Here is an 18,057-nt window from a genome sequence, read left to right as displayed (position 1 = left end):
GTTCTCCTGACGGTTCCCCGCCGGTAACGTCGGCGAAATCCTGTCGACGGTGGTTCATCGGTATCCTCGGCCGCATGTCGAGCCAGCCCGCACGTCGTGACCGCGCCCGCACGAGGAACCTGCGTGCGCGTGCTGCCGCGCTCCTGCTCCCCGTCGTACTGGTGGGTGCGCTGCTCGCTCCGGCCGAGGCGGCCCCGGCGGTGCCGGCCGTCAAGACGGCCGCGAAGAAGCCGTGGAAGCCCACCGAGGGTGCCAAGTTCAACGTGCCCCGCGTCGGCGGCGAGCGTCAGCTGCGCCTGGAGAACCAGGTCATCGCGGCGATCAACCGGGCCAGGCCCGGGTCGTACATCAGGATGGCGATGTTCTCCTTCGACCGTCACCAGGTCGCCGACGCGCTCATCCGCGCCAAGAAGCGCGGCGTGTGGGTCCAGGTCATCGTCAACAACCACGAGATGCCGTCGGCCCAGCGCAAGCTGCGCAAGGCCCTGGGCAACCGCACCGTCACGCGGACCTGGAAGGACAAGAACGGCAAGAAGCACAAGAAGGTCGTGCAGCGCCGCCAGTTCCACTTCCAGTGCGTCTCGGCCTGCCGCGGCGACGGCGACGTCCAGCACAGCAAGTTCGTGCTCTTCACGCACACTGGCGGCGCGAGGAACGTCGTCATGCTGGGCTCGCTCAACATGAAGCTCAACGGCTCGTTGAACCAGTTCAACGACCTGCTCACGATCAACGACAACAAGCGCTTCCACAGCGTCCTCAACGAGGTCTTCGACGAGATGCGCGCCGACCGCGTCCTCAAGAACTCCTACCGCAAGTACGCCATCGGCAAGCGGTTCCAGCTCGAGGTCATGCCCTTCGCGCGCAAGAAGGCGACGCGGCGTACGAAGTGGACGCCGGCCCGCGACCCGATCGTCAAGCTGCTCGCGCCGATCAGGTGCACCTGTGCGCAGACCAACTCCGGTCGCACCATCGTCCGCGTCAACATGCACGCCTGGGACGGTGACCGCGGTTCCCTGATCGCCAACAAGCTCTGGGACCTCTACAACAAGGGCTGCGACGTCAAGATGCACGTCGGCTACGCGGGCAAGAAGGTGCGCGACATCTTCGCCCGCCCGACCAAGCGGGGCCGGGTGCCCTTCCGCAGCACCGGCTTCGACACCGACGAGGACGGCGAGATCGACCTCTACAGCCACGCCAAGATCCTGCTGGTCAACGGCAACTACGACGGCGTGCGCAACCGCAAGATGGTCGTCACCGGCTCCAGCAACTTCCAGAACGGCGGCCAGTACGGCGACGAGCTGATCCTGCGGGTCTACAGCCCGGCGATCTACCGCCAGTACGCCGACAACTGGGGCGAGCTGTGGAACGAGCACACCCACGGCTTCGACTGGTCGGTCTACGGCGCCCGCACCGCCAACGGCCTGGTCGCCCCGCGCTACACGCTGAGCGACGGCCTGGGCACCGACTCCGAGGAGTGGCGCGACAAGTGACCGCCCACGATCGGCCCGAGGAGTCCTCGGGCTGGTCGTGTGAGGTGCGTCATTGCCCTCGTGGGGGATACTGACCAGTACGGTGCCAGCGCCGGATCCGGACGCCCCTGGGTGGCCCCGGCGCTGACCCGCCAGGCCCTTGCGCCGTACACGACACTTCGTGGCCCCACGCCGCGACTGATGAAAGGGACGCCCAGATGCCCCGCCTCGCCCAGACCGACGGACTCACCGAGGACCAGCAGGAGATCCTGAAGGCCGTCAAGCAGTTCGTCGACGAGAAGATCATCCCGGTGGCCCAGGAGCTGGAGCACGCCGACGAGTACCCGACGGAGATCGTCGAGGGGCTCAAGGAGCTGGGCATCTTCGGCCTGATGATCCCCGAGGAGTACGACGGACTCGGCGAGTCGCTCCTCACCTACGCGCTGTGCGTCGAGGAGATCGCGCGCGGCTGGATGAGCGTCTCCGGCGTCATCAACACCCACTTCATCGTGGCCTACATGCTGATGAAGCACGGCACCGAGGAGCAGAAGCGCAAGTACCTGCCCCGCATGGCGACCGGCGAGGTCCGCGGCGCCTTCTCGATGTCCGAGCCGGGCCTGGGCTCCGACGTCTCGGCCATCTCGACCAAGGCGACCAAGCAGGACGACGGCTCCTACTCGATCACCGGCTCCAAGATGTGGCTGACCAACGGTGGCTCCTCCACCCTGGTCGCGGTGCTCACCAAGACCGACGAGGGCGCCGACTCGGTCTACAAGAACATGACCACCTTCCTGGTCGAGAAGACTCCCGGCTTCGGCGAGACCGCCCAGGGCGTCACCGTCCCCGGCAAGATCGACAAGATGGGCTACAAGGGGATCGACACCACCGAGATGGTCTTCGAGGGCCACCAGATCTCGGCCGACCAGATCCTCGGCGGCGAGCCGGGCAAGGGCTTCGCGCAGATGATGGACGGCGTCGAGGTCGGCCGCGTCAACGTCGCCGCCCGCGCCTGCGGCCTGGCGATCCGTGGCTTCGAGCTCGGCATCGCCTACGCCCAGCAGCGCGAGACCTTCGGCAAGCCGATCGCCCAGCACCAGGCGATCCTCTTCCGCCTCGCCGAGATGGCCACCAAGGTCGAGACCGCGCACCAGATGATGGTCCGCGCCGCCCGCCTCAAGGACACCGGCCAGCGCATGGACGTCGAGGCCGGCATGGCCAAGATGCTCGCCTCGGAGTACGCCAACGAGGTCGTCGAGGACTCCTTCCGCATCCACGGTGGCTACGGCTACTCGAAGGAGTACGAGATCGAGCGCCTCATGCGCGAGGTCAAGTTCATGCTGATCGGCGAGGGCACCTCCGACATCCAGAAGATGATCATCGGCCGCAACATGCTCAAGGACTACGCGCTGAAGGGCTGACCCCTCACGCAGCAGCAGGGCCCCACTCGCACGAGTGGGGCCCTGCTGCGGTTCCGGGAGCTGCGCGGGTGTGGCCTGCTCAGCCGCGCAGGCGGTCGCGCAGTGCACCCAGGAGGCGGCCGCCCCGCCCCGCGCGCTCCTGCACGGCGCCGGAGTCGCAGCAGCCGCGCCGGGGCAGGGCGACTGTTGGCCTCGTACGCTGCCTCGTCGCCGTCGGCGAAGCGGAACCGCAGCTTCGACTCACCGCGCAACGAGGAGGCGAGGCGCGTGGTCACCAGCGCCTCGGCCTGCGCCGGCAGCGCCTCAGGCGTGTGGTCGCCCAGGGAGGCGTCGACGTGGGCGAGCAGCCCGAGCTCCTCGAGGCGCTCCACCGGGTCGGCGACGTGCTCGTCGAAGAGGCGCCGGAACTCGGCCTCCTTCTCCGCGTCGGGGAGGTCGCTCGCCGCGACGGCGGCCAGTGCGTCCATCACCATGGCCTTGCCGGGGCGGTAGACGACGTCGCCGGCGGCAGCCATGCGTACGGCCTTGGCGGCCAGCGAGGCGCCGGACTGGGTGTGGTGGTGCAGCACGCGCAGCGAGGGGTGCTCGTAGGCCGGCACCTTGCCCCGGGCGTCGACGGCGAAGTGGACCGCCAAGGTGGCCCCGGAGCCGGGCCGGATGCCGGTCTTGCCGCGCACGTGCCCGCGGAAGTACTGGCGCACGACGGGCTTGGCGATGATGCCCTCGGCGTGCAGCAGCGCGAGCTGCTCCTCGGTCGGGATCGTCTTGAACCGGGTCTCGGGACGGTCCCGGTCGTAGACGCTGACCGCCTCGAGGGTCTCCAGGTGGACGGCGTGGAAGCGCTCGGGCACCGCGGCCAGCACGTCGAGGTCGACCGCCAGCACCTCGTCGACGTCGTGGTGGAAGAGCCAGGCGTCGCGCTGCTCGCGCACCAGCCAGGCCGCCACGTTGGCGTTGAGGGTCTGGCGCAGGTTGAGCGAGTCGGGCCGGTCACCGCCCCACCACTCGTCGTCGCAGGCGATCGGGGTGGTGTGCGGGTGGGCGGCGAGGAAGGCCGCGACCTCGGCCTGGCCGGGGGCGTCGGGCGCGTCCAGGAAGACGAACAGATGGTCCACCCCATCGCCAGGTTGGTCTCGACGAAGTCGGTCACCACGGCCACGGAGTCGAGGACGGTGCTGGCGCTGAAGATCACTTTCGTAGGCTAGTCGAACGTCCGGGTCGAGACGTGCGCGCGCTGCTGCCCAGCGCGCGACAGAATGCCCCGGGGGCCAAGCGGCAACGGTGAACGAGGAGCAGCAGTGGGCAAGCGGATCGTCCTGCACGTCGGTGCCATGAAGTCGGGCACCAGCTACCTCCAGACGTTGCTGATGGACAACAAGGCCCGTCTCGCCGAGCACGGCGTGGTGGTGCCCGGCGCACGGTGGGGCGACCAGGTCGCCGGTGTCTCGCACGTGCTCGAGCGTCAGAAGGTGATGCGCAAGCCGGGGGAGGACGCCTGGCAGTCCCTCGTCGACGAGGTGCAGGCGCACGACGGCACCTCGGTCATCTCGATGGAGTTCCTCGGTCCCGTGGGGCTGCCCAAGATCGAGAAGGTCCGCGACTCCTTCGACGGGATGCGGGTGGAGGCCGTCATCACCGCCCGCGACCTCGGACGCAACATCCCGGCGATGTGGCAGGAGTTCGTCAAGAACGGCGGCACCACGTCGCTGGAGCGCTACGTCGAGAAGGTCCGCGCGCGAGGAGGAGGGCGCCCGGTTCTGGCGCGAGCAGAGCATCGGCGCCATGGCCCGTCGCTGGTCCGACGTGCTCGGCCTCGACGCGGTGACCGTGGTGACGGTGCCGAAGCCGGGTGTGCCGGGGGAGGAGCTGTGGAAGCGGTTCGCCCGGACCCTGGAGGTCGACCCGGGTGTGGTCGTCCAGCCGGCCAGGTCCAACGAGTCGCTGGTGCGCCGCGTCGGTCGAGGTGGTCCGCCGCCTGAACGAGTCGCTCGGCGACCTCGACTTCGGACGGTACGCACCCGTCGTCAGCACCGGCTCGCCAAGAAGACCCTGGGGCCGCGCCGGGCCGAGGAACCGGCGATCGGCTTCGAGGTCCCCGGGTGCTGGTGCCCGCGGCCGACCGGATGGTCGCCAACATCGACGCGCTGGGCGTCGCGGTGATCGGCGACCTCGCCGAGCTGCGCCGCTGCCCACCCCCCCGGGGTCGCCCCCGGCGCCGTGCCGGCCGAGCAGCAGCTGGCCGCCGCCACCGCCGGGATGGAGGGGTGCCAGGGCCCTGTCGCCCCCTGCGCGAGCGCTACGACGCCCCCTGATGGCCGGCCCGGAAAACCGGGCTGACTTCCGGCGCCGCCCGTGGCAGGGTGGGTGGGACTCGAGGGACAGGAGTCCAGGATGACGAACGAAGACCTCAAGGCGCAGATGCGCGAGGCTCTCGCCCGCAAGAACGACCACGAGCAGGGCGTCCACGCCGACGGCCCCACCAAGGAGAAGGCGCACGGCTCGGAGGTCTCCGAGCGCAACGTGGGCACTCCGATGCACCGGCGCAAGGCGGGTGGCGGGGGATCCTGACCGGATCGCCCGGCTGTCGGGAAGGTCGACCGCCCGCTCGGGTGGTCGACCCCCGATAGCCTGTGGCCGTGCGCATCGACCTGCACAGCCACAGCACCGTGAGCGACGGGACGCAGAGCCCGACGCAGGTGGTGCACGCCGCAGCTCGGGCAGGGCTCGACGTGCTGGCGCTCACCGACCACGACACCTCGGGCGGCTGGGCCGAGGCCCAACGGGCGGCCGACGAGGTCGGCCTCGTCCTGGTGCCCGGCATGGAGGTCAGCACCTTCTGGCGCGGCCGCAGCGTGCACCTGCTCGTCTACCTGCCCGACCCCCGGCACCCGGGTCTGCTGGAGCGGCTCGACGCCGTGCTGCGCTCGCGGCGCGAGCGGGTGCCCCGGATCCTGGCCAAGCTCCACGCGCTCGGGATCGAGCTCGACCTCGACGACGTGCTGGCCGTTGCCCCTCGCACCGCTGCCCCGGGACGCCCGCACGTGGCCGACGCGATGGTGGCGGCGGGGTCTCGGCCACCCGCACCGAGGCGATGACCACCTACCTGCAGTCGGGCCGCCCGGCCTTCGTGCCGCGTACGGGCGCCGACCTCGTCGACGTGCTCGGACTGGTCACCGAGGCGGGCGGGGTGAGCGTCGTCGCGCACCCGTGGGGGCGCGGCCGGCCCGGCGCCCTCGACGTCGAGGGGTTCGCCGAGCTGCGCGCGCACGGCCTGGTGGGGGTCGAGGTCGACCACGAGGACCACAGCCCTGAGCAGCGCCGCGCGTTGCGTGACGTGGCGCGCGAGGTCGACCTGGTCGTGACCGGGGGCAGCGACCACCACGGGAGCGGGAAGATCGGGCACGACCTGGGGTGCCACACCACGGCGGTCGAGGAGTACGAACGGCTGCTCGCCCACGCCACCCGGGCCGCCCGGGCGGCAGGCCGAGGCGCTTGCCACCCGGACAACCCGGCGAGCCTCAGCGTCGTCCGAGCGACTGGAACTTCTGCAGCAGGCGGGTCGGCACCACGCGGGTGACCCCGGCGACCACCTTGTACTGCGCCGGGGATCGAGAACACCTTGCCGGCGTCGTGGTCCTTCAGCGCCTGACGGACCAGGTCGTCGGCGTCCAGCCACAGGAACGACGGGGCCGAGTCACGACTGACGTCCATGCGCTCGTGGAACTCGGTCTTCGTGAAGCCCGGGCAGAGCGTGGTGACGGTGAGACCAGCCGGGCGGTACTCCTCGGCCGCCCACTCACCGAACGAGTTCACCCACACGACTTGGCTGCCGAGTAGGTGCCGCGCGGGAGGAAGGCCGCCACGCTGGAGACGTTGATGACCCCGCCGTGACCCCGGGCCGACATGGCTGCGAAGGCGGCATGGCTCAGGCGCATCACGGCGGTGACGAGCACGTCCAGCATCGCCTGCTCGGCCTCCACGTCGTTGTCCGCGAAGCGCCCCTTGAGGCCGAAGCCGGCGTTGTTGACGAGCAGGTCGACCGGTCGCTCGGTCTCCTTGAGCCGGGCCTCGACCCGGGCCAGCTGGGCCCGGTCGGTGAGGTCGGCCACGAGGACATCGACCTCGATGCCGTGGCGCCGGCGCAGGTCCTCGGCCTCCGCCTCGAGCCGCTCCCGGTCGCGCGCGACCAGGACGAGGTCGTGGCCGCGAGCGGCGAGCTGGTGGGCGAAGGAGCGGCCGATCCCGGCGGTGGGGCCGGTCACGAGTGCGGTGGAGATTCCCATGGTCACCTTTTCGAGTCGTTCGGGTCAGGAGGCTCGTCGACCGGCATGATGGGCACCGATGACGACGACGATTGCCCTAGCCAACCAGAAGGGTGGCGTGGCCAAGACCACGTCCGTGGCGACCCTGGGTGCCGCCCTGGCCGAACGAGGCCACTCGGTGCTGCTGGTCGACCTGGACCCGCAGGCCTGCCTGACCTTCTCGCTGGGTCTCGACCCCGAGGACCTCGAGGCGTCGGTGCACGACGTGATGGCCGGCACGGCCCGGGCCGCTGACGTGCTCGTCGGCACCGAGGACGGGCCCGACCTCGTGCCGGCGACCATCGAGCTGGCCCGCATCGAGACCGAGGTCGCCGGGGTGGCCGGGCGCGAGCGCCTGGTCGCGACGCTGCTGGACGCGCTGGCCGCCGACGGAATCACCTACGACTGGGTGATCCTCGACTGCCCGCCCACCCTGGGCGTGCTCACGGTCGCCGCGCTCACCGCGGCCGACGGCCTCGTGGTCCCGCTGCAGTGCGAGACCTTGGCGCACCGCGGCGTCGGGCAGCTGCTCGACACGGTGCACGACGTACGTGAGCACACGAACCCCTCGCTGCAGGTCTGGGGCGTGCTGCCGACGATGTACGACGGCCGCACCGGCCACGCCCGGGCCGTGCTGGAGACCATCGCCGACACCTACGACCTCGACGTGGTCAGCCCGCCGATCCCCAAGACGATCAAGTTCGCCGAGGCACCGGCCGCTGGCCGCTCGATCCTCGCCACGGCCCGCAGCAGCAAGGGCGCCAAGGCCTACCGAGAGGTCGCCGAGTGGCTCGAGGTCCGCGCCGGGCGCGACGGCTGACGCAGCCGACAGAACGCCGCGGACGACCGCCGCAGACGACCGCAGCCCCCGTCCGTGGACGGGGGCTGCGGTCGTTGCTGCTGGAGGCTCAGGCGTCGGCGGGGGCGCCCTGGGCGGGCGCGCTGCCACCGCCGGAGCGGCGACGACGACGGCGGCGCGGCTTGTCCTCGCCCTCGGCACCGGCAGGTGCACCCTCGGCGGCCGGGGCCTGCTTCGGCGTCGACTCGCCGCCCTCGACGGTCGAGCCGCCGCGGGTGCGCGTACGCGTCCGCTCACGGTTGCGGGGAGCACGCTCGCGCGGCTTGTCGTCCTTCGACCTGTTCTTGGGGGCCACCGGGGCGGGGTCGACGACGCGGCCCTTGGTGCCCGGGGCGATGCCCTGCTCGTGGAAGAGGTGCTCGGAGGAGGAGTAGGTCTCGACCGGCTCCTCGAAGGGCAGGTCGAGCGCCTTGTTGATCATCTTCCAGCGCGCGAGGTCGGCCCAGTCGACGAACGTGATGGCGATGCCCGAGGCGCCCGCACGACCGGTGCGGCCGATGCGGTGGACGTACGTCTTGTCGTCCTCGGGGCACGTGTAGTTGATGACGTGCGAGACGCCGCGCACGTCGATGCCGCGGGCGGCGACGTCGGTGGCGACCAGGACCTGGAGCTTGTCCTCGCGGAACTTGTTGAGGGCCTTCTCGCGCGCGACCTGGGCCATGTCGCCGTGCAGCGGCGCGGCCTTGAAGCCACGCTCCTGCAGGTCCTCGGCCACCCGCTGCGCCTGGCGCTTGGTGCGGGTGAAGACGACCATCTTCTCGATGGTCTCCGACTGCAGGATGCGGCCGATCATCTCGGGCTTGTCGAGGTCGTGCGCCTGGTAGACGAACTGCGCGGTCGCCGGGACCGTCGCGTTCTCGTACGACGACTCCGCGCGGATGTTCATCGGGTGGCGCATGTGGGTGCGGGCCAGCGAGACGATCGCGGCCGGCATGGTGGCCGAGAAGAGCATCGTCTGACGGGTCTCGGGGGTGAGCGAGAGCAGACGCTCCACGTCGGGGAGGAAGCCAAGGTCGAGCATCTCGTCGGCCTCGTCGAGCACGAGCGCGTGCACGTGGGAGAGATCGAGGACCTTGCGGTTGGCCAGGTCGATCAGGCGGCCGGGGGTGCCGACGACCACGTCGACGCCCGCCTCGAGCGCGTCGGTCTGGACGTCGTAGCCCACGCCGCCGTAGATGGTGAGGACGCGCAGGTCGCGGTCGGCGCCGGCGACCTCGAGGTCGGAGGAGACCTGGAGGGCCAGCTCGCGCGTCGGCGCCACGATGAGCGCCTGCGGCTTGCCCTGGGGGATCTCGGAGTAGTCGGGGTCCTTGGGGGAGACGCTGCGCTGCAGCACGGGGATGCCGAAGGCCAGCGTCTTGCCGGTGCCCGTGCGGGCCTGGCCGATGAGGTCGGTCCCCATCAGGGCGACCGAGAGGGTCATCTCCTGGATGGCGAACGGGGTGGTGATGCCTGCGCGCTCGAGCGAGTCGCAGATCTCGGGGTGCACCCCGAGGTCACGGAAGGTGGTCACGCGTTGTCGCTTTCGTCGAAGTTCTAGCACTTGCGGCTGACTCGACGGAGGCGGGATTTCGTGCCCCCACGCCCGCGATCTGCCGCGCACATGCTCGGGCGGCCGTCGGCCGGCCCGTCCTGAGACCCGTGTCCTGCGCGCTCGGGCGCGCACGGATCTCGGTCATTCTATCGGTAGGGTCGGACCATGACTGAATCTCAGCCGGGAGCGTCGAAGGGCGCCTTCGCCGATCCCGAGTACGCGGAGGCCGTGGTCGACCTGCTGGGGGCCATCGCCTACGGCGAGCTGGCCGCCTTCGAGCGCCTCGCCGACGACGCCAAGCTGGCCCCCGGCCTGGCCGACAAGATCGCCCTGTCGTCGATGGCCGCGTCGGAGTTCTCCCACCTCGCGCAGCTCGAGGACCGGATCTCCGAGCTGGGCGCCGACCCCTACGAGGCGATGGAGCCCTTCCGTCAGGCGCTCGACGACTTCCACGCCCACACCGCCCCGTCCGACTGGTACGAGGGGCTCGTCAAGGCGTACGTCGGTGACGGCCTCGCCCGCGACTTCTACCGGGAGATCGCCGCCTACCTCGACCCGGAGACGCGGGCGCTCATCACCGAGGCGCTGGAGGACTCCCAGCGCTCCGCCTTCATCGTCGAGAAGGTGCGCGCGGGCATCGCCGCCGACCACCGCCTCGGTGGCCGCCTGGCCCTGTGGGGCCGTCGGCTGATGGGGGAGGCGCTGATCCAGGCGCAGCGGATCGCGGCCGAGCGCGACGCCATGACGGCCCTGCTGGCCGGCGGCGTCGACCGCCCGGGCCTCGACCTGGCAGCGATCGGCCGCATGTTCACCCGCCTCACCGAGCGTCACAGCGAGCGGATGGACGAGCTCGGCCTCGAGGCCTGAGCCACCCGCGAACGAAGAACCGGCCTCCACCCGTGCGGGTGGAGGCCGGTCCTGCGTCCAGGGACGCCGTCGGCGTGCCTGCCTCAGCGGAAGCCGACGGTGCCGGTGCTCGCGTGGCCGAGCTCGACGTACGCGATCTTCTCGCCGGGCACGAGGACGAGGCGTCCGCGCACGTCGCTGAGGGTGAGGGTGCCGCCCTGGACGGCCTCGGTCACCTTGGCGGTGATCTCCTCCTGGGTCCCGGTGACGTCGACCACGAGCTCGCGGGCCGCGTTCTGGATGCCGATCTTGACCTCCACTGGAGGCCTCCTTCCGTACAGGTGCCGGCGGAGCCGGCGGGGGACTGGGTGGGACGGGCGGAGCCCGGGTGCCTCAGGACTCCTTGGGGTAGCCGCGGATGCCTCGCCAGGCGAGGCCCGCGACCAGGGCGGCGGCGTCGGCCTGCGTGATCGTGCCGTCGGCGCCTGAGCCCGAGAGCCAGAACCGAGCGCTGACCTGTCCCATTCCGACGAGGGAGACGGCGAGCAGGAGGCTGGCCTCGCGCGGAAGGCCGGTGTCCTGCTGGATGACCTCGGCGATCGCCGCGGCGCAGTCGTCGGTCACCCGGTCGACGCGCTCGCGGACGGCGGGCTCGTTGGTCAGGTCGGACTCGAAGACGAGGCGGAAGGCGCCGGACTCGTTGGCCACGTAGTCGTAGAAGGCGGCGATGGCCGCGGCCACGCGCTGCTTGTTGTCCTCGGTCTGGGCCAACGCCTCGCGGATGGCGTCGGTGACGGCCTCGCTGGACTGGTCCACAGCGCCATGTAGAGCTCGAGCTTGCCCGGGAAGTGCTGGTAGAGCACCGGCTTCGACACGCCTGCGCGGTCGGCGATGTCGTCCATCGCCGCCGAGTGGTAGCCGTGGGCCACGAAGACCTCCAGCGCTGAGGCGAGCAGTTGCGCGCGGCGCTCACGCCGCGGCATGCGAGCGCCCTTGGGCCGGGGCTCCACGTCGTACCGTCCAACGCTCACAGGTCGTCCTCCTCAGGTCGTCTCGGGCGATGTTACTGGTCCGGAACCCCTCTCTGCGCCCCCGGAGGGCGCGCCACGCCCGCCCGGAGGGAACAATGTGACCCGCTGCGGGCGTTCCCACGTGGCGGCCCAGCCCCCGGGCCCGCGTGTGCACGCGCCCCAGCCGCGCCCGTCCCCGATCCTCCGAGGAGTCCCCGTGACCGTCCCGCCGCTCGTCGAGCCAGCCGCCGAGCTGACCGTCGACGAGGTTCGTCGCTACAGCCGCCACCTGATCATCCCGGACGTCGGCATGACCGGGCAGAAGCGGCTCAAGAACGCGAAGGTGCTGGTCATCGGCGCCGGAGGGCTCGGCTCCCCGGCGCTGCTCTACCTGGCCGCGGCGGGCGTCGGCACGATCGGCATCGTCGAGTTCGACGAGGTCGACGAGTCCAACCTCCAGCGGCAGGTGATCCACGGGCAGTCCGACATCGGGCGCCCGAAGGCCGTCTCGGCGAGTGAGTCGATCGCCGAGATCAACCCGCTGGTCGAGGTCGTGGTGCACGACGTGCGCCTCGACAACGACAACGTGCGCGACGTCTTCGCCGGCTACGACCTGATCGTCGACGGCACCGACAACTTCGCGACGCGCTACATGGTCAACGACGCGGCGTACTTCATGGGCATCCCGTACGTGTGGGGCTCGATCTACCGCTTCGACGGCCAGGCCTCGGTCTTCGCGCCGACGCTGGTCGACGACGCGCCCTGCTACCGCTGCCTCTACCCCGAGCCGCCGCCGCCGGGCATGGTCCCCTCGTGCGCCGAGGGCGGCGTGCTGGGCGTGCTCTGCGCCTCCGTCGGCTCCATCCAGTCGACCGAGGCCATCAAGCTGCTGACCGGGGCGGCGAGCCGCTCATCGGCAAGCTGATGATCTACGACGCGCTCGAGATGGAGTACCGCAAGCTCAAGGTCCGCAAGGACCCCAGCTGCGCGCTCTGCGGCGAGAACCCGACGGTCACCGACCTCATCGACTACGAGACCTTCTGCGGTGCGATCAGCGACGAGGCCGCCGAGGCGGCCGCTGACTCCACGATCTCGGTGCGCCAGCTCGAGACGCTGCTCGCCGAGCGGGAGGAGGGCACCCGCGACTTCGTCCTGGTGGACGTGCGTGAGCCGAACGAGCGCGAGATCAACGAGATCCCCGGCTCGGTGCTGATCACCCGTGGTGACTTCCTCAACGGCCAGGCGCTGGAGCAGCTGCCCAGCGACAAGCAGGTGGTCCTCTACTGCAAGACCGGTGTCCGGTCGGCGGAGTGCCTGGCGATCGTCAAGGGTGCGGGCTACTCCGACGCGATCCACGTCGGTGGTGGCGTCGCGGCCTGGGTCAACCAGATCGACCAGAGCCAGCCCGCGTACTGAGCACGGCAGCACCGAGACCGACCGTGGGCCCCGAGGCGTACGCCGGCTTCGAGGGCTACGCCGAGCTCGTGCTGCGCTGCGTGGAGCGGGTCCCGCGGGGGCGGGTGACGACGTACGGCGCCGTGGCCAGCGTGGTCGGTGAGCTGCTCGGACGCGGTGGCCCGCGCCTGGTCGCCCAGGTGATGGCCCGTGAGGGCTCGGCGGTCTGCTGGTGGCGCGTGGTGCGGGCCGACGGCTCGCTGCCCGACGACCTGGCCCGGCGTGCCCGGCCCGAGTACCTCGCCGAGGGCACGCCGCTGCGGGCCGACGGTCGCGTGGACGTGGACCGTGCGCACGCCGTCGTCGACCTCGGAGGAGAATGAGCCCATGCTGTACGAGGTGTTGCACCGCGTCGTCCCCCCGCTGGCCCGCGCGGTGTGGCGCCCCGAGGTCGTCGGTCTCGACAACGTGCCGCGGACCGGTCCGGTCATCCTGGCGAGCAACCACCTGAGCTTCGTCGACTCGGTCGTGATCCCCGTCCTGGTGCCGCGCAAGGTGGTCTTCCTGGCGAAGTCGGACTACTTCGACGGACCCGGCGTCAAGGGCACGCTCAGCCGGGTCTGGTTCGAGAGCCTGGGGATGCTGCCGGTCGACCGGGACGACACCAAGGCTGCGCTGACCAGCCTCGACACCGCGCTGTCGGTCCTCGGCCGGGGCGAGGCGTTCGGGATCTACCCGAGGGCACCCGCAGCCGCGACGGGCGCCTCTACCGCGGACGCACCGGGGTGGCGCACCTGGCGCTGACCGCGGGCGTGCCGGTGGTGCCCGTGGGCCTGCGCGGGACCGAGCAGATCCAGCCGGTGGGCGCCACGCTCCCGCGACTGGCGAAGGTCCGGGTCGCCTTCGGTGAGCCGCTCGACTTCACCGGCCTCGTCGGCACGGCCCCGCTGGGCCGGCTGCGGCGCGAGGTGACCGACACGATCATGCGCGAGATCCAGCTCCTGAGCGGCCAGGAGGAGGCCGGCGCCTACAACGAGCGCCCGGTCGACGCCTGAGGGCCGGAAGCGTCGGTGCAGAACTGTCGGCGCGGTGTGATGGGGTGGTCGGCATGAGCTCCCAGGTGCGCCTCGTCAGGCCTCCCGCCACCGCGACGCCGGTCCCCGTGCTGGACCCGGCGCAGCGGTCCGTGGTCGACCACGCCGGTGGGCCGCTCCTGGTCCTGGCGGGTCCCGGCACGGGCAAGACGACGACGCTCGTCGAGGCGATCGTCGACCGGATCGACGTGCGAGGGGCTGACCCTGCCTCGGTGCTGGCCCTGACGTTCTCGCGCAAGGCGGCCGAGCAGCTGCGTGACCGGGTCACCGCCCGGCTGGGCCGCACCGTGGCGAGCCCGCTGTCGATGACCTTCCACTCGTTCGCCTACGGTCTCGTACGCCGGTTCACCCCAGCCGAGCTCTACACGGCGCCGTTGCGGCTGCTCACCGCACCGCAGGCCGACGTGATGATGCACGAGCTGCTCGAGATGCACCGTCCTGCGCTGGGATGGCCGACGAGCCTGGGGGAGGCCGTGGGCACGCGAGGCTTCGCCCGCGAGGTGGCGGCTGTGCTGGGCCGGGCCCGCGAGAAGGGCGCCGACCACGAGGAGCTGGTCCGCCTCGGCCGGGAGAACCCGTCCGCACCCGAGCTGTTGGCCGCCGGACTCTTCCTCGAGCGCTACCTCGACAGCCTCGACGACCACGGCTCGACCGACTACGCCGACCTGGTCCGCCGGGCCGTCATGGAGGCCCGGGCCCACGCGGTCGACCTGCGCCGGGAGTTCCGCCACGTCTTCGTCGATGAATACCAGGACACCGACCCCGGGCAGGTCGAGCTGCTGCGCGCCGTGGCCGGTGACGGCGCCAACCTGGTGGCCGTGGGTGACCCGCACCAGTCCATCTACGGCTTCCGCGGCGCCGAGGTGCGCGGCATCCTCGACTTCCCCGACGAGTTCCTGACCCGGTCGGGCGAGAGGGCACCGGTGGTCGTGCTCGACACCACCCGTCGGTTCGGTCCGGCGGTGCTGGAGGCCGCGACCCGGGTCGCCCGCAACCTGTCCCTGACCGGCGCCCTGCCGCCCGAGGCCCGTGAGCGCTTCGCCCGACCTCGCGCCATGCCCGACGCGCCTCCCGGGCGGGTCGAGGTCTTCACCTACGACAGCGAGCGGGCCGAGGCCGAGCGGGTCGCCGACCTGCTGCGCCGCGCCCACCTCGACGACGGCGTGGCGTGGTCCGACATGGCGGTGCTGGTGCGGTCGGGCCGCAGCACGCTGCCCGTCATGCGACGCCTGCTCACGGCGGCAGGCGTGCCCGTCGGGTGGCAGCCGACGAGATCCCGCTCGGCCAGGAGCCTGCCGCCGAGCAGCTGCTGACCGCGCTCGAGACGGTCGTACGCTCCGTCGAGGACGAGGAGTGGACGCCCACCTCCGAGACCGCCGAGGCCCTGCTGCTCTCACCGCTGGCCGGGCTCGGCGTCACCGAGCTCAGGTCCTTGGCCCGGGCCCTGCGCCAGCGCGAGCTGACCGCCGCGGTCGAGCAGCGTCGAGCCGCAGTCGGCTCCCGCGACCTGCTGGCCCGTGCCCTGGTGACGCCGCAGCTCCTGGACGGGCTCGAGGGTCCGGGCGTCGACAAGGCACGGGGTCTGCTCGGTCTCCTGGGCGAGTGCCGCGAGGCAATGCTCGCGGGCGCCGACGTCGAGTCGCTGCTGTGGCAGGTCTGGTCCGGCACCGAGTGGGGTGCCCGCCTGCGCGCCGCCGTGCTGCGCGGGGGAGCGGCCGCTCGTCGGGCCCACCGCGACCTCGACGCCGTCTGCGCCCTCTTCGACACCGCCTCGCGCACCGAGCAGCAGCGTGGTCGCACCTCGGCCCGCAACTTCCTCGAGGAGGTCAAGGCCCAGCAGATCCCGGCCGACTCGCTCGTCGACAAGGGCGTACGAGGTGACGCCGTCCGGCTGCTCACCGCCCACCGCTCGAAGGGGCTGGAGTGGCGCCTGGTCGTGGTGGCGCACGTGCAGGAGGGCAACTGGCCCGACCTGCGCGCGCCACCCTCCTGGGGGCCGACCGGCTCGGGGCCAGCCGCTACGGCGAGCTCGAGCTGGTCGACGAGGCGTCGCGGACCGCGATGCTGGCAGAGGAGAGACGACTCTTCTACGTGGCCTGCACGCGCGCCAAGGAGCGCCTCGTCGTGACCGCGGTGCAGTCGACCCACGAGGACGGCGAGGTCGCCTCCCGCTTCCTCGACGAGCTCTGCCCGACGCCGCAGGAGGTCGCGGCCGGTGCCGACGAGGTCCTGGTGCGCCACCAGCAGGGCAGGCCGTCGCGGCCCCTGACCCTGGCCGGGGTGGTCGCCCACCTGCGCCGCACCGTCGCCGATCCCGCCACGCCCGAGGTGCTCCGCGCCGCGGCCGCCCGACGCCTGGCTGCCCTGCGGGGGAGGAGGTCAACGGACGTGCGCTCGTGCCGGCGGCCGACCCGCGCCAGTGGTGGGCACCAACGGCACCACCGCCAGCGAGGCGCCGGTGCGCGACGTCGAGGTGCCGGTGAAGGTCTCGGCCTCGACCGTCCAGGCGATCGCCGACTGCCCGGCCAAGTGGTTCCTCGAGCACGAGGCCGGGGGCGCCTCCTTCTCCGGTCAGGGCGCAGCCTTCGGCAACGTGGTGCACAAGATCGCCGAGCACGTCACCCGCCCCGAGATGGCCGACGCCGAGGTCGACGACCTGATGGAGCTGGTCGACGGGGTCTGGGACAGGCTGCCCTTCCGTACGCCGTGGTCGCGGGCGAAGGAGCGGCTCGAGGCGCGCAACGCCATCGAGCGCTTCCTCACCACCACCGCTCCAGCACCCGCAGGGTGGTCGGCACCGAGGTGCCGTTCTCCTTCACCTCGACCCTGCCTGACGGGTCGCAGGTCCACCTGCGCGGCTTCGCCGACCGGCTCGAGATCGACGCGCAGGGTCGGGTCGTGGTCGTCGACCTCAAGACCGGCAAGTACCCACCCACCGACAAGTCGCTGGTGGAGAATCCGCAGCTCGGGATCTACCAGTACGCCGTCGAGCACGGTGGCTTCTCCGACGCCCTCGAGGAGGGGGCCCTCTCCGGTGGTGCCGAGCTCTGGCAGCTGCGCGCGTCGAGCAAGGACGTGCCCAAGGTCCAGGCGCAAGCCCGCCAGGAGCGCGACGAGGAGGGGTGGCTGCTGGCCGAGCGCCAGCTGGCCGAGACCGCCAGGGTGATCCGCGACGAGCAGTTCGCTGCGATCCGCGGCAAGCACTGCGACTTCTGCGCCTTCACCGCGCTCTGCCCTGCCACGACGAAGCCCGGAGTGATCAGTTGAGCGCCCACCAGCCCACGACCCGCATCGCCTCGCCGGCCGACCTGCGGGCCGTCACCGGCGCCTCCTTCACGGTCTCCGACCAGCAGTGGGAGGCGATCAGCGCGCCGCCGGCGCCCGGGGTGGTCATCGCCGGCGCCGGCTCCGGCAAGACGGAGCTGATGTCGGCCCGCGTCATCTACCTGGTCGCCAACGGGTTCGTCGCGCCCGACGAGGTCCTCGGACTGACCTTCACCACCAAGGCCACCGCCGAGCTCTCGCACCGGATCCGCGCAGCGCTGGCCAGGGCTGGCCTCGACCGCGGGCAGGTGCCCGAGGACGGCGGCCCTGCCGAGCTGCTCGAGCCGACCGTCTCGACCTACAACGCCTACGCGGCCGGCCTGCTCATCGAGCACGGGCTGCGGATCGGCCACGAGGCCGACATCCGGATCATGGGTGACGCCGCGCGCTTCCAGCTGGCCCAGCGGGTCATCGCCGAGCACCAGCGCGAGGTCCAGCACCTCTCCGACCACCCGCCCACCGTGATCAGCTGGCTGCTCGCCCTGGACGGGGCGATGAGCGAGCACCTCGTCACGCCGGCCCAGGTGCGGGCCTTCCAGTCGCACGAACGGCCGATCTTCGCCGCCGAGCTGGCCGACCTGGAGCGACAGCCACGCACGAAGACCAAGCAGACCGAGGTGCGCAAGGTCCTCGAGAAGATGGACCAGCGCCGCGAGCTGCTCGACCTGGTCGAGGCCTACCGCGAGGCCAAGGCCCGCTACCGGTTGATGGACTTCTCCGACCAGATCGCCGGCGCCTGCCGCATCGCCGACGAGTTCCCCGAGGTGGCTGCCGCCGAGCGTGCCAAGTACAAGGTCGTGCTGCTCG

At 71.5% G+C, this 18,057-nt stretch carries 20 protein-coding genes and 4 pseudogenes; 18 read left to right on the top strand and 6 right to left on the bottom strand.

The window, feature by feature from the left end; genetic code table 11:
- Positions 1–74: 74 nt before the first annotated feature.
- Both E2C04_RS12680 and E2C04_RS12675 read left to right on the top strand, forming a co-directional pair.
- A complete protein-coding gene (locus E2C04_RS12680) occupies positions 75–1,490 on the top strand; it encodes a phospholipase D-like domain-containing protein (RefSeq protein WP_135832862.1) in 1,416 nt (471 codons plus the stop codon).
- Positions 1,491–1,687: 197 nt separating this feature from the next.
- Positions 1,688–2,887, top strand: a complete 1,200-nt coding sequence (locus tag E2C04_RS12675; protein WP_135832861.1) for an acyl-CoA dehydrogenase family protein — start codon at positions 1,688–1,690, stop codon at positions 2,885–2,887.
- On the opposite strand, the gene E2C04_RS12670 is transcribed toward E2C04_RS12675, so the two are convergent.
- Complete coding sequence (locus E2C04_RS12670) at positions 2,869–4,002, bottom strand: hypothetical protein (RefSeq protein WP_135832860.1); 1,134 nt, start codon at positions 4,000–4,002, stop codon at positions 2,869–2,871. The two genes, E2C04_RS12675 and E2C04_RS12670, sit on opposite strands and share 19 nt — an antisense overlap.
- 183 nt (positions 4,003–4,185) lie before the next feature.
- Here E2C04_RS12670 and E2C04_RS12665 point away from each other — a divergent pair, with 183 nt between their 5' ends.
- From E2C04_RS12665 to E2C04_RS20040, 5 genes are all read left to right on the top strand, one after another.
- Positions 4,186–4,866, top strand: coding sequence for a hypothetical protein (locus E2C04_RS12665; protein ID WP_135832859.1), 681 nt, complete (start codon positions 4,186–4,188; stop codon positions 4,864–4,866).
- Positions 4,867–4,986: 120 nt separating this feature from the next.
- Positions 4,987–5,199, top strand: coding sequence for a hypothetical protein (locus E2C04_RS12660; protein ID WP_135832858.1), 213 nt, complete (start codon positions 4,987–4,989; stop codon positions 5,197–5,199).
- 79 nt (positions 5,200–5,278) lie between these two features.
- The gene (locus E2C04_RS17825; RefSeq protein WP_158630699.1) at positions 5,279–5,455 is read left to right on the top strand and encodes a DUF5302 domain-containing protein; all 177 of its coding nucleotides are present in this window, start codon (positions 5,279–5,281) and stop codon (positions 5,453–5,455) included.
- Positions 5,456–5,523: 68 nt separating this feature from the next.
- Complete coding sequence (locus E2C04_RS20045; protein WP_238694274.1) at positions 5,524–5,982, top strand: PHP domain-containing protein; 459 nt, start codon at positions 5,524–5,526, stop codon at positions 5,980–5,982.
- Positions 5,979–6,464, top strand: coding sequence for a PHP domain-containing protein (locus E2C04_RS20040; RefSeq protein ID WP_238694273.1), 486 nt, complete (start codon positions 5,979–5,981; stop codon positions 6,462–6,464). The genes E2C04_RS20045 and E2C04_RS20040 overlap by 4 nt, the downstream gene beginning before the upstream one ends.
- A gap of 232 nt (positions 6,465–6,696) precedes the next feature.
- On the opposite strand, the gene E2C04_RS20035 is transcribed toward E2C04_RS20040, so the two are convergent.
- Positions 6,697–7,170 carry an SDR family NAD(P)-dependent oxidoreductase gene (locus tag E2C04_RS20035; protein WP_238694272.1) on the bottom strand — a complete coding sequence of 158 codons (474 nt, stop codon included), beginning with the start codon at positions 7,168–7,170 and terminating at the stop codon, positions 6,697–6,699.
- Between the two features lie 58 nt (positions 7,171–7,228).
- Here E2C04_RS20035 and E2C04_RS12645 point away from each other — a divergent pair, with 58 nt between their 5' ends.
- The gene (locus E2C04_RS12645) at positions 7,229–8,008 is read left to right on the top strand and encodes a ParA family protein (protein ID WP_135832857.1); all 780 of its coding nucleotides are present in this window, start codon (positions 7,229–7,231) and stop codon (positions 8,006–8,008) included.
- An 88-nt stretch (positions 8,009–8,096) separates the two neighbouring features.
- Here the strand turns inward: E2C04_RS12645 and E2C04_RS12640 are convergent, their stop codons facing one another.
- A complete protein-coding gene (locus tag E2C04_RS12640) occupies positions 8,097–9,560 on the bottom strand; it encodes a DEAD/DEAH box helicase (RefSeq protein WP_229721667.1) in 1,464 nt (487 codons plus the stop codon).
- Between the two features lie 186 nt (positions 9,561–9,746).
- Between E2C04_RS12640 and E2C04_RS12635 the strand changes: the two genes are divergently transcribed.
- Positions 9,747–10,448, top strand: coding sequence for a ferritin-like fold-containing protein (locus E2C04_RS12635; protein WP_135832856.1), 702 nt, complete (start codon positions 9,747–9,749; stop codon positions 10,446–10,448).
- Positions 10,449–10,531: 83 nt separating this feature from the next.
- Here the strand turns inward: E2C04_RS12635 and E2C04_RS12630 are convergent, their stop codons facing one another.
- Both E2C04_RS12630 and E2C04_RS12625 read right to left on the bottom strand, forming a co-directional pair.
- Entirely contained in the window at positions 10,532–10,747 is a 216-nt protein-coding gene (locus E2C04_RS12630) for a DUF3107 domain-containing protein (protein ID WP_135832855.1), read from the bottom strand.
- A 73-nt stretch (positions 10,748–10,820) separates the two neighbouring features.
- Positions 10,821–11,243 carry a hypothetical protein gene (locus E2C04_RS12625; RefSeq protein ID WP_238694560.1) on the bottom strand — a complete coding sequence of 141 codons (423 nt, stop codon included), beginning with the start codon at positions 11,241–11,243 and terminating at the stop codon, positions 10,821–10,823.
- Positions 11,244–11,654: 411 nt separating this feature from the next.
- Between E2C04_RS12625 and E2C04_RS22365 the strand changes: the two genes are divergently transcribed.
- From E2C04_RS22365 to E2C04_RS21535, 7 genes and pseudogenes are all read left to right on the top strand, one after another.
- Positions 11,655–12,362: a ThiF family adenylyltransferase gene (locus tag E2C04_RS22365; protein WP_477529288.1), complete on the top strand. Its 708-nt coding sequence runs from the start codon at positions 11,655–11,657 to the stop codon at positions 12,360–12,362.
- Positions 12,362–12,853 carry a rhodanese-like domain-containing protein gene (locus tag E2C04_RS22360; protein ID WP_477529287.1) on the top strand — a complete coding sequence of 164 codons (492 nt, stop codon included), beginning with the start codon at positions 12,362–12,364 and terminating at the stop codon, positions 12,851–12,853. Before E2C04_RS22365 ends, E2C04_RS22360 begins: the two co-directional genes overlap by 1 nt.
- Before the next feature lie 23 nt (positions 12,854–12,876).
- Complete coding sequence (locus E2C04_RS12615) at positions 12,877–13,215, top strand: MGMT family protein (RefSeq protein WP_135832854.1); 339 nt, start codon at positions 12,877–12,879, stop codon at positions 13,213–13,215.
- 4 nt (positions 13,216–13,219) lie between these two features.
- Positions 13,220–13,608, top strand: a pseudogene (locus E2C04_RS20025) (lysophospholipid acyltransferase family protein); the annotation flags it as partial.
- Between the two features lie 9 nt (positions 13,609–13,617).
- Positions 13,618–13,887 carry a lysophospholipid acyltransferase family protein gene (locus tag E2C04_RS22105; protein WP_420873116.1) on the top strand — a complete coding sequence of 90 codons (270 nt, stop codon included), beginning with the start codon at positions 13,618–13,620 and terminating at the stop codon, positions 13,885–13,887.
- 53 nt (positions 13,888–13,940) lie between these two features.
- A complete protein-coding gene (locus E2C04_RS20020; RefSeq protein ID WP_170213513.1) occupies positions 13,941–15,239 on the top strand; it encodes an ATP-dependent helicase in 1,299 nt (432 codons plus the stop codon).
- 302 nt (positions 15,240–15,541) lie between these two features.
- A pseudogene (locus E2C04_RS21535) lies at positions 15,542–15,844 on the top strand (ATP-dependent helicase); the annotation flags it as partial.
- Positions 15,845–16,305: 461 nt separating this feature from the next.
- Here the strand turns inward: E2C04_RS21535 and E2C04_RS20010 are convergent.
- Positions 16,306–16,455, bottom strand: a complete 150-nt coding sequence (locus tag E2C04_RS20010) for a hypothetical protein (RefSeq protein WP_238694559.1) — start codon at positions 16,453–16,455, stop codon at positions 16,306–16,308.
- Here E2C04_RS20010 and E2C04_RS22100 point away from each other — a divergent pair.
- Positions 16,385–17,193, top strand: a pseudogene (locus E2C04_RS22100) (RecB family exonuclease). The gene E2C04_RS20010 and the pseudogene E2C04_RS22100 overlap by 71 nt on opposite strands.
- Before the next feature lie 119 nt (positions 17,194–17,312).
- A pseudogene (locus E2C04_RS21025) lies at positions 17,313–18,038 on the top strand (UvrD-helicase domain-containing protein); the annotation flags it as partial.
- Positions 18,039–18,057 lie beyond the last annotated feature (19 nt).

This window comes from Nocardioides daphniae, from assembly GCF_004777465.1.
GTDB classification, from domain to species: domain Bacteria; phylum Actinomycetota; class Actinomycetes; order Propionibacteriales; family Nocardioidaceae; genus Nocardioides; species Nocardioides daphniae.
The sequence above is the reverse complement of the archived record's forward strand: the minus strand, read 5'-3'. Positions and strand labels throughout refer to the sequence as shown.

What these genes read in the sequence shown, in the direction of transcription:
- E2C04_RS12645 (WP_135832857.1), top strand. Translation starts at nt 7,229, where the DNA reads ATGACGACGACGATTGCCCTAGCCAACCAGAAGGGTGGCGTGGCCAAG.
- E2C04_RS20020 (WP_170213513.1), top strand. Translation starts at nt 13,941, where the DNA reads ATGAGCTCCCAGGTGCGCCTCGTCAGGCCTCCCGCCACCGCGACGCCG.
- E2C04_RS12680 (WP_135832862.1), top strand. Translation starts at nt 75, where the DNA reads ATGTCGAGCCAGCCCGCACGTCGTGACCGCGCCCGCACGAGGAACCTG.
- E2C04_RS20035 (WP_238694272.1), bottom strand. Translation starts at nt 7,170, where the DNA reads ATGGGAATCTCCACCGCACTCGTGACCGGCCCCACCGCCGGGATCGGC.
- E2C04_RS17825 (WP_158630699.1), top strand. Translation starts at nt 5,279, where the DNA reads ATGACGAACGAAGACCTCAAGGCGCAGATGCGCGAGGCTCTCGCCCGC.
- E2C04_RS12675 (WP_135832861.1), top strand. Translation starts at nt 1,688, where the DNA reads ATGCCCCGCCTCGCCCAGACCGACGGACTCACCGAGGACCAGCAGGAG.
- E2C04_RS12635 (WP_135832856.1), top strand. Translation starts at nt 9,747, where the DNA reads ATGACTGAATCTCAGCCGGGAGCGTCGAAGGGCGCCTTCGCCGATCCC.
- E2C04_RS22360 (WP_477529287.1), top strand. Translation starts at nt 12,362, where the DNA reads ATGATCTACGACGCGCTCGAGATGGAGTACCGCAAGCTCAAGGTCCGC.
- E2C04_RS20040 (WP_238694273.1), top strand. Translation starts at nt 5,979, where the DNA reads ATGACCACCTACCTGCAGTCGGGCCGCCCGGCCTTCGTGCCGCGTACG.